Origin of the sequence: Pseudoalteromonas sp. BZB3 (assembly GCF_040104455.1) — a bacterium.
Classification (GTDB): domain Bacteria; phylum Pseudomonadota; class Gammaproteobacteria; order Enterobacterales; family Alteromonadaceae; genus Pseudoalteromonas.
On record NZ_JBECOS010000020.1, the window covers coordinates 48,478 to 63,209 of the forward strand.

At 37.7% G+C, this 14,732-nt stretch carries 10 protein-coding genes; 9 read left to right on the forward strand and 1 reads right to left on the reverse strand.

The window, feature by feature from the left end:
• Positions 1-325: 325 nt before the first annotated feature.
• The 9 genes from ABMY35_RS20400 (at position 326) to ABMY35_RS20440 (ending at position 12,371) form a co-directional block, all read left to right on the forward strand.
• Positions 326-922 carry a hypothetical protein gene (locus tag ABMY35_RS20400; protein WP_349287904.1) on the forward strand — a complete coding sequence of 199 codons (597 nt, stop codon included), beginning with the start codon at positions 326-328 and terminating at the stop codon, positions 920-922.
• A 76-nt stretch (positions 923-998) separates the two neighbouring features.
• Complete coding sequence (locus ABMY35_RS20405) at positions 999-1,454, forward strand: hypothetical protein (RefSeq protein WP_349287905.1); 456 nt, start codon at positions 999-1,001, stop codon at positions 1,452-1,454.
• A 168-nt stretch (positions 1,455-1,622) separates the two neighbouring features.
• Complete coding sequence (locus tag ABMY35_RS20410; RefSeq protein WP_349287906.1) at positions 1,623-2,327, forward strand: hypothetical protein; 705 nt, start codon at positions 1,623-1,625, stop codon at positions 2,325-2,327.
• A 9-nt stretch (positions 2,328-2,336) separates the two neighbouring features.
• Positions 2,337-3,080: a reprolysin-like metallopeptidase gene (locus ABMY35_RS20415; protein WP_349287907.1), complete on the forward strand. Its 744-nt coding sequence runs from the start codon at positions 2,337-2,339 to the stop codon at positions 3,078-3,080.
• Between the two features lie 268 nt (positions 3,081-3,348).
• A complete protein-coding gene (locus ABMY35_RS20420; RefSeq protein WP_349287908.1) occupies positions 3,349-7,212 on the forward strand; it encodes a TOMM system kinase/cyclase fusion protein in 3,864 nt (1,287 codons plus the stop codon).
• The gene (locus ABMY35_RS20425; RefSeq protein ID WP_349287909.1) at positions 7,202-7,858 is read left to right on the forward strand and encodes a phytanoyl-CoA dioxygenase family protein; all 657 of its coding nucleotides are present in this window, start codon (positions 7,202-7,204) and stop codon (positions 7,856-7,858) included. Before ABMY35_RS20420 ends, ABMY35_RS20425 begins: the two co-directional genes overlap by 11 nt.
• A gap of 9 nt (positions 7,859-7,867) precedes the next feature.
• Positions 7,868-8,329, forward strand: a complete 462-nt coding sequence (locus ABMY35_RS20430; protein WP_349287910.1) for a hypothetical protein — start codon at positions 7,868-7,870, stop codon at positions 8,327-8,329.
• Positions 8,330-8,790: 461 nt separating this feature from the next.
• Positions 8,791-10,689, forward strand: coding sequence for a hypothetical protein (locus ABMY35_RS20435; RefSeq protein ID WP_349287911.1), 1,899 nt, complete (start codon positions 8,791-8,793; stop codon positions 10,687-10,689).
• Positions 10,686-12,371 (forward strand): HEAT repeat domain-containing protein, encoded by a 1,686-nt coding sequence (locus ABMY35_RS20440; RefSeq protein ID WP_349287912.1) that lies wholly within the window; start codon positions 10,686-10,688, stop codon positions 12,369-12,371. The genes ABMY35_RS20435 and ABMY35_RS20440 overlap by 4 nt, the downstream gene beginning before the upstream one ends.
• Before the next feature lie 191 nt (positions 12,372-12,562).
• On the opposite strand, the gene ABMY35_RS20445 is transcribed toward ABMY35_RS20440, so the two are convergent.
• The gene (locus tag ABMY35_RS20445; RefSeq protein ID WP_349287913.1) at positions 12,563-14,680 is read right to left on the reverse strand and encodes a prolyl oligopeptidase family serine peptidase; all 2,118 of its coding nucleotides are present in this window, start codon (positions 14,678-14,680) and stop codon (positions 12,563-12,565) included.
• Positions 14,681-14,732: the final 52 nt, after the last annotated feature.

Consider the following 14,732-nt stretch of genomic DNA (forward strand, 5'->3'; position numbering starts at 1 on the left):
AGTGCAATTAGCGGAAAGCTTATTTGGGTCGCCGGTAACAAAATTACTATTTATAAGAGTTTGGACAAAGGTAGGACCTGGATTAATAGTGGATTCAAATCTAATAAAAATTTGATTTCAGAGACATAGAAATCATTAATTACCAAACCGCCATTGTGATGACGGCAGGATATGGTGAAGATTCGCGTTATTCATCACCAACAATCAAGGGAAGAGCTGGAGGTTACTCTATCAAAACCCTGACTAGAAAGGCTTCTTTAATAGCATCGCCTTAGTTAACAGCAAGCTTGGTTTTCTGATGGGCGACCCTGTTAACGAACACTTTATGCTAAAACACACAAAAGATGGTGGTGAAACATGCCATGCCATTAATATGACACATTTTCCAGAGATTGAAAAAGATGAAATCGCATTTGCCGCTAGTGGTAATACGCTCATTTCTGATCGCCAAAATGAAATCTATTTTGCGACAGGTGGCAACCAAGCTGCGATATATCAGTACAATTATAAAACTAAAACAAGCCATAAAACTCAACTTCCCCTTTATAGCAAAGAGAAGACATCTGGTGCTTATAGTGTCGCGTTCAATAGTAAAAGTGATCTATTTGCACTAGGAGGCGACTATAAACAAAGACAAGGTCTATATGAAAACATTGTTTTAATAAATAAGAATGGTCGACCAGTAAATCAAGCGGTTAACTTTGGAGGTCTCATTACAGCGATGCAATGCGCTCACAACTTTTGTATTGCTGTTGGTAAATCAAATAGCTATATGTCGAAAGATAATGGTTATCAATGGCAACCCTTTAAAAGCACTAGCTTTGAGGGGTTTTATACTTTAGCCCAAAGTGAAGGCACTTTTATTGCCGCAGGTACACAAGGTAAAGTAGCTGTCATAAATCAAGATAACTCATGGTTTTGAACACTGAAATCTTGGGTTTTTGAGCACAAAAGCTTATCTTTAAATTAGGTCTGTATGTTTATTTAGAGGAACTAAAATGCGTACTATCGAAAAAGAACTGTATCAACTTAGTGCTGATGACATATGTGTTTACGCTGTTGTTAAAGGCTCATGGAGCTATGACGAAGCGATCCTGTTCAGCAAAGACTTTTTAGACATTATTAAGACATTTGAAGGAAAGCCTTTCACACATCTGGTCTACTTTGATGGATTCACTTTTTCAGTGCCAGAAATTGAAGAAATCATTCAAAAATTGGTAGATAAATTAGTATCTCAAGGTTTAAGATTTACCGCTCAAGTTATCCCATTTGAGTACTACAACATCACTCAGTTTCAACTTGCAAAAATGACGCAAACTAAAGGCTTATTTGTCAAAAAATCTTTCAACTGTTTAATCGATGCACAAGATTGGTTAGAGTCTCAATCTTTCAATATGCCTCATCAAGATAACCACTTTGAATGCGAAATATTTAAAAGTTTAAAAACAGGGTGATAACAAAAGGTTAAGAAATGTAAACAACATAAAAACTTGTTTATTAATAATTTAAGTCAAACCAAGTCTCTAAAATCACACCAAAATAAAACAATAAATTTACAATTGTATTGATAAAGGTGCAAAAAAAAGTATAAATTGTTCCTCTTTTGAACAGGAGGCGGCAATATGAAACGTATCTTATTTATCTCACTCTGCGCTGTGATCATAATCGCAACATTTTTCTTTACTAAGCATAGTGAAGATGAGCAAAATATTGTCATCGCACAAATCAGCAAACCTGATGTAGTCAACGTAAGTCCCCCTTCTGTACCTGCTAAGAAAGAAACGCACATTGACGATACTAAGCCATTAACGAAAACTGATGTCAGATCAGAGTTTTATGCAATTAATAAACTATCAGAAAAAGCTAAATCAGTGCTTTCTGAAGCGGGTGTGTTGCCATCAGATCTAAATAACGAGGCTTACGTTGAATTTGACCTTCCCTCTCTTCGAGCATTAGAAGCAGGCGACAATTTTGAGCTGATGATCCCCCAGTCGGCAGAAACTTTTATCGCAGAAGTCACATTTATTGATGTCGCAGGAAATGGCGATAAGAGTATTTTTGGTAACGTAACTGGTGCAGATGGTCGCTTTCATACCACGGTTTTAACCGTAGGCAAAGATGCGGTTTATGGTCAACTTACCGCACCAAGTGGAAATTATGTATTTGAAACTAAAGACCAATATGGATGGATAGCTGCAAAACGGGACTTGTATAGAAAACACGTTGAGTTCGAGCATTCTGAGTCTGAACATCACTCAGATGCACAACACACGGAGCATGAAAAAACTGACATTTTTGCTCCTAAATTTAACAAAACTGACAAGTAAGGAAAACAGATGAAAACATCACTTAAAACACTGGTCGCTGCATCTGCAATTGCGTTTTCTGGTTTCGCTTCGGCTGTTACCATTGATATCGGTATTTTATATACAGACCAAGCAGCTGCTAAAACAGCAAACATCAATACTAAAATCAACCAACTTATTGCCTTTTCAAACCAGGTATATCAACAAAATGGTGTTGATATTCAACTTCGTTTAGCTGGTAGCCAAAACCTTGGAAATTATGCCATCACACCTGAATCTGGATGGTTAAATGCCGTAACAAATAGCACATATGTTGCAGATCTTCGCAACACTTGGCGTGCCGATATGGTTGCTGTGCTAGGTACTGGTGAGAGTGCTGGTAATGGTTTAATTTCATGTGGTTTAGCTTGGGTTGGCCAAGGCTCTAACGGTAACTTATATAGCTCAATGAGCGATCGCATGTTCAGCATTACTGCCATTGATTGTGGTGCAACGACATTTGTACATGAACTAGGGCACAATCAAGGCCTTGCTCACTCGCGTAAACAAGGTGATACATCTGGCGGTGTTTACGTTGATGGTATGGGCCACGGTGTACAAAATAGCTTCGCAAGTATCATGGCTTACCCACACGTGTTTGGTTCAGCAACTCAGTACGATTATTTTGCAAACCCAAATTGGTCTGTAAATGGCGTACCTTATGGTGTTGTAGGTCAGGCATATGGCTGGAAAACAGTCAACGATACTAAGTACAGTATTGCTAACTTTAAGTAATATGATGTAAAAATAAAGAGAGGTGTATTGAGCACCTTTCTTTTAAATTAAGCATGTTAAAACTGTATAAATGCCCTTCATCTTTTATTTCTATTCTAAGAATAAAATCTTTTTTCTAAAGTACCCAAAAAGTTTGTCAATGACTTGGCAATGTCATATTTGCTTGATATGCTGAAAAAGAATGTATAAGCGCTTGTTTTAAGTACATTAATCAGCTTTTAGCAACAATCAGCTCTTCGCTAGAAATAAAAATAAATTGAGTTTTCACATGTCTTTATCGCAATTTTCAGATCAACTCATACATGAGCAATTTTCGTCAGCCCAATACCAACTTTTACATAAAATTGGTGAAGGTGGATTTGGTAAAGTTTTTAAAGCAATACAAGTCAATACTGGTCAGCATGTTGCCATTAAGTTTTTAGCAATAGAACCACATAGTGAAGAGCAACAAAAACAGCGCTATGTAGAGCGGTTTAAAAGAGAAACAGCATTAAGTAGTCAACTACAACACCCAAATATTGTCAGGTTACTCGACAAGGGTCAGATTAACGATAATTTGTTATATGGGGTATTTGAGTATGTTGAAGGGCAATCCCTTAGAGAGCATTTTATTCAAGAAGGTGCACTAAACGCCGTTGATGCCAAAGAAGTCATGCTTCAGGTCCTTGACGCCTTAGTTCACGCTCATCAAAGCGGTATAGTTCATAGGGATATTAAACCTGCCAATATCATGCTCACCAAAACGGGGGCAAAGACACACGCTAAAATTCTCGATTTTGGTATTGGCACGCTCACTCAAGATAGCCGCCAAGCCGACTTTAATACACTAACTCTAACCCAAGAAACACTAGGCACACCATCTTATAGTGCACCTGAACAATTGCGCGGTGAACCTGCAACAGAAAAAACCGACCTTTACGTTTGGGGTTTAGTTTTCTTAGAGTGTTTAACTGGCCTACCTGCAATAACCGGGTCAAGCATTGCTGCTGTTTACCATAAGCAATTAAGTGATATGCAAGTATCAATACCAAGTAGCTTACTGGGTCACCCCATAGCAGATTTATTGCGACGTGTATTAATTAAAAACGCCACCGATAGAGTAATTACTGGTGACGCGCTTTATCAGGAAGTAGCCCAAGTTAACATGTCTAACCTGGTTGGCGTGTTAGCAGATCTGCGAGTACAACAGCAAGCAGATGATGACACGATGATCATGCGTGATGATGGTCCTGCTGGTGCGTCAATGCAAAATTTTACAGCCCATATTGAGCGTAAACAGATCACAGTTTTAGCAATGCGACTTAGCAGCAAAGTGCTAACAGACAAAGAGCTTGATTTAGATATTGTCGATACTCTATTTAGATCTCAACGTAATCACTGTATAGATATTGCGACGCGCTATGGTGCCACTCATGTTGGTAACTTAGCAGATTCAGTGTTGTTTTATTTTGGTTACCCAATAGCATCTGATAACGACACACGCCTTTGTGCTCGCACAATTTTAGATGCTATCAGTGACATCGCTAAGCGTAACGCACTTAATCAAGAAGCACATGGTGTGCAGGTTAATGTGCATGCAGGTATTCATGCGGGAGTGTTCACAACCTATGCTACCGCTATGCCTGAAGGCCATATTGCAAATACTGCGATGGCGCTAGCAAGAGAAGCCGGTGAAAGACAAATTTTATGTAGTGAAGAGTCAAGGGCCATTCTTGAACCCTATTCAGAGTTTGAATATTCTGGTGAAAAATTACTAAGCAGTAACCTTAGTAAAGAACGTATATTCAGCTTAAAAGGTGAACGCCGAGTAGAAGCCTTTGGCTTTATGCGTGGCACAAGAAATAGCCATGAACTCGTTGGAAGAAGCAATGAACTACAACAGTCTTTATCAATCTTTAATCGCGAAACCACAGAAAGCCGCTTTACCCATATTCATGGTGAAGCCGGTATTGGCAAATCTCGTCTATTACAAGAAATCAGAAGTAATGCGTCTAAGTACCAACACCTTGTCGCACAGTGTTTACCTGAGCATCAAAATAATGCGCTTTACCCTATTCTGAATCTGGTCCGTTATTTGTATAACACAAGTAATTTGACCACAGCACAAGCAATAGAAACCTTTACAGCCATTATAACAGAGCATGACAACACGTTAGATTGTGAACAAGCATTACCTATCTTACTAATCTGGCTAAATATTGAATTAAATGATGAATTAACAGCCTCAACATTGGCACCTGATGCGCAAAAAGGTTATTTGTTTAAAGCTCTTACTGCATTATTAATGAGTCAGAGCTTCACAATCAACGCTAACAAACTATACATCGTCGAAGATATTCACTGGGCAGACATAACAACCATTGAATTTATTCAGCACTTCGCGAAGCAACTCCATAATGGCGACGTACTTATAAGTACTTCACGTCAAAAAGTACCTACCCAATTACAAGATCTCACTTTGCTAGAAGTTGGTTTGAAGAAATTAACTCAGCAAGCAACTGAAGACTTCATCGTAAAACTGTTTGATGATCAAGCCGTATCACAAAACGTCCTTGATGTGCTTGTAAACCGAACTGATGGTATACCCCTGTTTATCGAAGAACTCATCGGTATGTTAAAGCAAAGAGAATTAGTCAGTGTCATCGATGGCGAGATTAATTTCATAAGCCCCGAAAAGTTAGATCAAGTGCCTACCAGCCTGCGTGAGTCACTTCAGCAAAAACTCGACAGCCTAGTTCATGCAAAAGAAACCGCTCAACTGGCTGCCACCATTGGTCGTGAGTTTGAATATGAACTGCTAGTTGCCGCTTCATCATTAAGTGAAAACCAAATTCAAAATGACTTAAATGAACTGGTAGCAAAAGACTTAATTGTTCATCAACGCAGTGTGGACCATGATAGCTATATCTTTAAGCACGCATTGGTCAGGGATGCGGCTTATGATTCTATTTTAGACAGTGACAAAATAAAAATTCATTCTAATATTGCAGACAAAATTCTCAGTTTAAAGAATGAAAATAACTATATTTCAGAGCTATACAACCATTTTAATTTATCAAAGCAATACCTTAAAAGTGTTAATTATGGGTATAAAATTGCCAAATCTCATTCTGTCTTAGGCTTTTATACTTCAGCATACAACTTACTTGATAGCTGTATAAAATCTGTATCAATTACAGAAATTGATGAAAACCCTATAATATTTGTAAAAATAAATTGTTTAAAAATTAGCTGCTTAGTTGCTATTGAAGGGTCTGGGAGTAAAGAAATACTCTCAATATCCTCCTACAACAATGATTTAATAAAAACCTTAAAAAGCTCAGATCTTTCACATGACTTAACTCATTACATTCATCATATAAATTGGTCAACAATGACCTATCATCATATGATATCAAATAGAATAAAAGCATTAGAACTAGCATTACTTGAGTCAACAAATGCCAGCTCTTTAAACTATACAAATGACCAAAAAATTGTTTCTTTTATACAAGTCGCTAATTGCTACCTTCTTGATGGCAATGTCAAAGAATCTTATATATATGTTCAAAAAGCTTTAAATATATTCACCTATAAAGATGGAAGCTTCGAGGATAACTCATGTCTTGAGTACGGGTTTTCGAGCAAAACCTTCCTGTATATGATCAAAGCGTCTTCAGAAGCAGCATTCAACGACAGTAAAGCTAAAGAATCTATCTATTCGGCGATAGAAATAAGCAAAAATGCAAAAAGCCCAATTAGCGAATTAATGTCTCTTGGTTATGGAGCTATCTGCGGTTATTTATTAAATGACAAATCCTTTATTTCTGTATGCATAGAAAAAATGTCAACACTTCTTCTAAAGCATACTGATCTTAGCCACTTTTCTATGTATCTTGATATGCCAAATGCTTTCATTAAGAGAGATATTGAGAGCTTAGAGCAATCTATTCGTATTATGGAAGAAAGCGGCCAAACCCAATGGCTTAGCCTATATAAGTGTATGATGATTGATATTTTAAAAAGTCACGGTCTTCATAAACAAGCTAATGAAGTTGTTTTAACTACATTAAAATGGTGTGAAAGTAGCAACGAAAAGGTTATGTACAAAAAGCTAAAAGAATATTTAAAAGAAGGGAATCATGAAAAATAATTATAAAAACACCGGTTTTATTCATATTGAAGACTTTTTTAGTGATCAAGAGTTTGAGACTCTTATAGGGTTATCTAAATCTATAGTTCGCGAAAATGACTTTTTAGATTTTGAGATTAAAGATTTAGAAAAACTTCACCTTACTAATAGTAGTAAGTTTAATGAGTTTAGCGCTAGAGGTTATAAATCTGAAAAGTTATATAAATATATAAATTCAGTACTAAAACAACGCATAGATAAAATAATTAAAGAGATATATAAAGATAATTTTTTCATAGAAGACGATGCGACATTGCTTGCTTGGTACCCAGAGAACTTAATCAAAGGTTTTACTGGATATCATCAAGATGGGCCATCTGATGAGATACCTCATGGCTTCCCTCATTGTTGGATTCCACTTACAGATGAGAGAAAGGAAAATTTTGAATGTATACCTAAAACACATACTTTTGGTAATTTTCCTCATAGCCATATGGGGCACTTTATTAAAGTAGAATCAAATATCGTTGAACAGTTTAAAGAGAATAAAAAGTCTTTTTTTGTTAAGCCTAAAGATCTTTTTATTTTTAATACACGGCTGATGCATTGCTTAACAATCAACAACACTAACTCAATAGCATGGTCTATTGAATTCATCGTAAAATAAGGAAAAAAAATGAGTAATTTATTAAAACTATTAAGTGAAATTACAACTAATCAATCAATGCTAAACAGCTTCATTAACAATGAAAATGTTCTTTTTAAAGCATTTAACATTGATGAAAAGACGCAGAATGCTTTTAGAAGCAATGATGATGGCAAATCATTACTAGATGCTGTGAAGCTTGAGCTAGATGCACACGCTGCACCTTCAAAAGTAGTGGTACAACCTGATTACCACAGTGCTGCGCCAGTATTACATTTGGTAGATGCTTTAGTTCAAAACGAAGCTTTCCGTAACGTTTTTGTTTCGAATGAAAATGGAATTCGTGATGGAGCGGCTAAAGCATATGGTGTCAACGACACTCAAGCAGACACTATCGCGGCATTAATCGAAAAGAAAGAAGGTTACGAAACCGACCTTGATGCTGTTCTTGCTGATATTAAAGAAGAATTAGTTAAAATCAAAAATAGTTAATACATTTTGGGGCCTAATAGCTAGGCCCCTTTAAATAATGTACCTAATCATTTTTAATACTGATATTCCCGTGGCGAAGAGTCACTTGCTCAAATTTGTGAGATAAAAAAGCATCTTAACAAGAAGAGAAAATTAAAACTTTATATTTAGAAACATTAACATCAGATTACTCTCTATTATCCGTTGCTACTAGAATATCTTAGTGTGGACCTGAGCTTTATCAAACTTTGCCTAAGCTGGAAACAAGCGCATATGTGTGGCCTGGTCGGTCAAGAAAGTGTGGATAAGCGGAGTAACAACCTGCAAGACTCATTATAAATGTTAGGTAAAGACACTTCACCTTATAGTCAAACAAGAATAATACGATTCATAAACATCTTATGTTAACTTTACGTAAATTCATTCTTTGTCCATATTTCAACTTTACAATGAAGTCTGGCTTTAACACAAAGGATTCAATAATGCGTCGATACTTACATACATTGGTTGCAGGCGCCTTACTTACAGCGCTGTCTGGCTGTGGGTTTGGTGACAATGATGACCCCAAAATAGATATCATACCACCTGATAATTCAGCTACAGAACCACAAACAAACATTGCCATTACTGAAATTTCAACTGGCCCATTAGATGTACTAGAACCAAACAGTACATTTAGAGCTTACTACGATGTGCATGTAAAAGGCTTCGACGACATTGACGTTGATGTACACTTTTATTTAGTGCATGCCGCTGAACTAGATGAGTCTGGTGAAACTGAAGTTGAAATAGACGAAGTACACAAAGTTGGTGCATTAGAACTGGTTAGCGTTCGTGAAGGTGATCACACCTTTGATATAGACATTACTGTACCTAACGACTTAATTGGTGGTCACTACCATGTAGTTGCGCAAATTGACCCACACGATGATCATGCCGAAGACTTAGAAGACGATAACCACCCTTCTGTTGATCACGAACCATTCTCTGAAGGCGACTTTCCGTTCGCTGATATTCAAGTACGTGTACTTGAAAACCACGATTACAAATTACTTGGTGCTGAATTTGGTCAAGAAGCATTAATCTTAGACGTACCTGATACCCAAGATGGAACAAGCCACCACCACTCAGATTTAGTTGGTTTTATTGAAGCTGACTATGAAGGGGTTGATTTAGGTGACTCGGTTATCACTGCTGAAGTCATGGTAAACGGTAACTGGGTACCAACGCATTTTTGGAATGCTGAAACGCAAGGTTATGAAGATCAAATCTTACATACTTTCACAGCGGGTCTTCATGATGAGCACATTGGCTTTGATATCGCGTTAGATGATGAACTATTAAAGACCATTCATGATGGTTATGACGCTGCGCAAGAACAAAACCTACAAGTGCGTTTCACTTTGACTGACACAGGCACCAATGCTGAAACAATCACTGACAATAATATAATTGAAGCTGAGATCCCGCTTTATTTCTTCAGTGGTGACGAAGATGTAAGTGAAGATGAAGGTGTTGCTAAACGTGGTGGTCCACAGTATTCAGTTGGTTTAGCTAACATCAAATTAGAAAAATCATTTGATAAATCTTATGGTAACAAGTCTAAGTTCAGCGTAGGTGTTGACTTAAATGGCACATTATTCATTGTTCCAACTGGTGATATCGGTGGTCGAGTAGCAGGTGAAGGTACTGTTGAAGCTTACTTCTTCAACGCTAAAAATATACTTTTTAGTATCTCTTATGATGGCAGTGCATACGTAAGTGGTTTTAATACGGGTTACGCATCCGAGATGATCATCTTTAATAACGTTGTATTTGAAGATGAGAAGTACACAGCTAAATATGAAAAGTCGTGGGAGAAAAAGTGGGAAGAGAACAAAGTATTAGCTAAAGCTCGCTTTACAATTGGCCCTGTTCCTATGAGTGTTGAAGCGGGTGTAAATGGTAGCCTTGGCTTCGAATTAACGGTTGGCTATAACGCTGAACTATATGCTGAAGGTGACTTATTCCATGTTGACTTTGGTGCATTTGGTCGTGGCGGTATTGACTTAGCTCTTGTTTCTGCGGGTGTTCAAGCTGTACTTACTCTAATAGATAATACTTTTGCATTAGAATCAAATGCAGGCTTTGCTCTTGCTAGTACAGGTAACAGCAAACCACATATTTACTATGGTATTGAGCTTAAAAATGATCTTGATGTAATCTCAGGTAAGTTTGGTTTATACGCTAAAACTGTCGGTGTTAAATGGTGTAAGAAATGGGGTATTCCTTACCCATGTGGTAAGAAAGAAACTAAATATGACCTATGGCTATACCAAACTAAGAGTGTTTACAATAAATCTTGGACACTTTACTCAAAAGAGGACGAAATCGAATTATGATAAGTTCGTTTCGTAAATCTTTGCTTGCCGCGCCAGCTTTGGCGCTGGCAAGCGCACAAGCTTATGCCCAATGTCAGACACAGTTTAATTTCGACATTAAAACTTATACGTCTTTTGACTACAGTAAACTCAATAGTGCTGCGCAAACTACACAAGTAGACTTGCAAGGTGTGCTATCTGTTAAGCCTGCAGTTAAAGGAGAAGACAAAAATTGGTGGGCAGTTAAAGCCGACCAAGTAAAAATTGTTCAGGGTATTACTCAAGTCCCTGCGCCTAGTTATCAAACTGCTTTTGCCTTTAAACTTAACGAGTATGGCTTGATCAGCGACTTTCATTTTACTGATAGGCTGGACGACCAAACTCAGCAAAAGCTAAAAGGTTTAGCATATTACTTACAATATCAGACAAAGTTAGCCGATATAAAACCAGAGCAAGATACTCTGGGAACTTACAAAGCTGATTATAAGCACACTGATAGCAAAATCAGTTTTACTAAAACGCGATACGAATTAGATAAAGATGTGGCACTTAATTCTTTCAATCAAGTAGACATCTTACATTCAGAGCACACCATTGAGCCATCAAGCTGCTTTATGACCCTACGAGAGGGTAGCGAAGAGCTAGATTTAGTCGGTCAAGATTTAACGTTTCATTCAAAGCAGCGTTATTTAATTACCCAGTTAAAAACGCCTGTAGCGACTGACTTATTTAATATGCATGTCGACTTAGAGCAATGGCAGACACAAGCTATTGAGCTGACTGAAGATGAAAAAGCACGCTTAGCTGCCGAACTGAAAGCATTTTTAACGCAGCAAGATATTACTCAAATCGACGCATATACATTGTCGTTATTACTAAAAAAATACGACGCAGTTTTAGGCACGTTACGAGATGTGTTTGTTACGCAATTATTGAGCGACAATGCGCAAATGCGTTTATTTAATGCATTAGGCCAGCTCGATACCGAAGCGAGCCAACTACTGTTAAGCAATTTATTGGTTGATACCGAAAAGCTACCTGTAACGCAATTTAGAGCACTACGAGCTTTAACTCAGGGTGAAACTGCGCTTACACAACAAGTGACCGATACTTTGTTAGTATTACTCAACGATGGCTTTTTAAGTCTTGATAGTGAAGTGCAATCAAGCTTTTATATGACGCTGGGTATTTTACTTAATAACCGTGCCGACTCGCCGGCTGCCCAGCAATTAGCCCAAGCGATTACTGAGCAAATCACTTTAGGTGAAAATGAAGCTAAAACTGCTGATTTGATTACCGCTTTAGGTAATAGCAGAGATGAGCAGCATGTTGCGCTTATCGAGGAGCATCTAACTGACGCAAGCCCTCGAATTGAGAAAGCGTCTATCAGAGCATTGGGCATGATGCAAAGCGAAGAAGCCTACAGCAACCTCGAAAAGCATTTTAGTAAACATTCAGGCCGCAATACCAAAGCCCTTGTCACAGCACTAGGTAACTATCAAATGCAGCCAAAAACCAGTGATTCGGTGCTAAACATTGCTGTGAATGATGACGATGACAATGTTAGGTACGCAGCAATCAATGCATTGGCAAAGCAAGAAAATCAAAAAGGCATTAAACAAACGCTTAGAATGGCTTTAAAAACTGAGCAATCTAAACGTAACTTTAAAGCAATCATTAAGCTACTGCACAAAAAAGACTAAAAAAGGCGCTAAGGCGCCTTTTTTAGTCTAAGTTTTTAGACTCTACTAAATAGTTTCGCCATATAATGTTTAATGACGCCTAGTACTTTTATAAGCACCACTTTCGCCCTCAAAGAAACGCGACATAATAAAAAATAGGAGGAGCCCCTCCTATTCGAAAAATTAAAACTAAATATCAAATTTATATTTAACTATTTTTGAGACTGAAAATCTGGGTGACCAGACCTATTAAGCATAAAGCTGTAAAGGTCAACATAACGTCTTATGTTTTGCTGAGTGCTTGATCCTGCGCCGTGACCTATCTTATCGTCAGCCCTAATCAATAGCATTCCTGAATGCTCTGATGATAAATACTTTGCAGCAAATTTTGCTGTATGCCAATAATCAACCCTTTTGTCATTAAGACCTACATCAAGGTAGATATCTGGCAAAGCACTAACATCATTAAGCATTTCATAAGCGTCCATTGCAAGTATTGCTTTAAAATCCTCTTCATTTTTAGGGTCACCTAATTCACCAATTTGGTTCGCGCCATTCTTAGACTGTAAAATTCTTGTAGGGTTAAGAATTGCAACTGATAGCGCTGCATGGCCAAAAAGATCTGGTCGTTTTAAAACTGCGGGACCAACTAAAACGCCCCCCATACTCACGCCATATGCGCCTAATAAATTTGGCTCGGTTCTGCCTGTTTTCACTAAATGCTCAGCACAAGCGATAAAATCAGCATGGCCATTTGGTTTATTCTTGCCTCTTCCCATCTCATGCCAAGTTCGGCCTTTTTCACCACCTCCTCTGACATGACAATTTACCCAGATACCCCCCTCTTCATTGAATGGGAACATCCTTGGGCGATAATTAGGCCTAATTGAGGTACCGTAGCCACCATAGGCATATAAAATCGTTGGAGATGGGTCTTTTAAATCTGAAGATTTGCCATATATTGTTACCGGAACCAAAGTGCCATCTGCACTCTTAGCGAACTCTCTCAATACTTTATAGCCAGTTGGAAGCTCATGTGTAGCGCTATTCAAGCCTAAAGAAGTTATCTCCCCAGAGTTATATTTGAAGTATTCTCGAGAATGCATTGGACTTTCTACAGAAAATATTATCGCGTCTGAAGCGTTGTCACTTGAAAGAGATCTAACTACGCCATCAAATGGAAGAGAAATATTAGTGATCTTTTTATTAAGATCTACGAAGCGTACGTTATCAAAACCATCTTTCATGCTGACAACAAACAAACCACTATTTACAGCAGTAATTGATGTAAGGACTTCATCACCTTCCCCTAAAACTGGCGTAGCATCATTGAGATTTTGTGACCTGTTTAAGTCAAGTTTCAATACCTCTCCATCAGGGGCTGTTTTTTTAGATAGAACATACAATTCATTACCAATTAGTGCACTGCTCGATATTCTATCTTTATAGTCCGCTACAACCTGCCATTCTGATTTACCTTGCTCTTTAATCAACAGTCTGTGATCAGGTCTAGCTCCGGTGCCTTTGCCTAATACCCAACGACTATCTTTTGGATAAATTACAACAGGGAATTCAGCAGAATTAAAATTAGCCCCGTTGTCTATTTCAACCCCTAGCTCTAGATTACGCTCAGCGCTTTCTAGTTTAACATTCTCAACAACCATTCCTTGAATGGGATCGTTGTCTATTGCATATGTCATTTTAGTGATAGAAAATTCTGTATCGTTTTTCCAACTGGCAACAAACTCACCCCATACAGGAGATACCTCTGTGTCTAAAATTCGCAAAGAATCTGTATCAATAATTCTAACAGTTCCAACTTCAGAACCGTCTGGAGAAATGTGAAAAGCAATATATTTACCGCTAGGAGAAACTGAGTAACTATGTATTGCTGCCGAACTACCATCATTATTGTTGTACTTAGCAGGGTCGACAATTAAGCGCTCTTCTCCTTCTATACGAACATATAATTTTCCGACGGAGTCAGTAGAGCTCTTATGCAAATAAAAAAGTTTATCGCCTGACAACTTGGCTTGAGAAAAGCTCGACTGTGCGCCAAATAACTTTGTAGTCGCTTCTTCTAAACGAAGCCTACCTGCTTGAGACCCAAGCAGCTCATCTGTTTGTTTGGCTGAACTTAACATCCAAGCTTTCAGTTCATTTTCTTCTTTTTCCATCCAACGATATGGATCATTTATTTCATAACCAAAAACTGTTTCCTTTTTTGGTATTTTTTTAGGTGACTTATTAATTGAGGCATCGTTTAATGCGTCATGATTGGAGCAAGCAGCCAAAACTGCTATGGAGATCGTAATAAGTAGGTATTTCAAAACATATCCTTTGAGAGTGTGCATAATTAAAAAAATTTAATCGCAAGCGAGG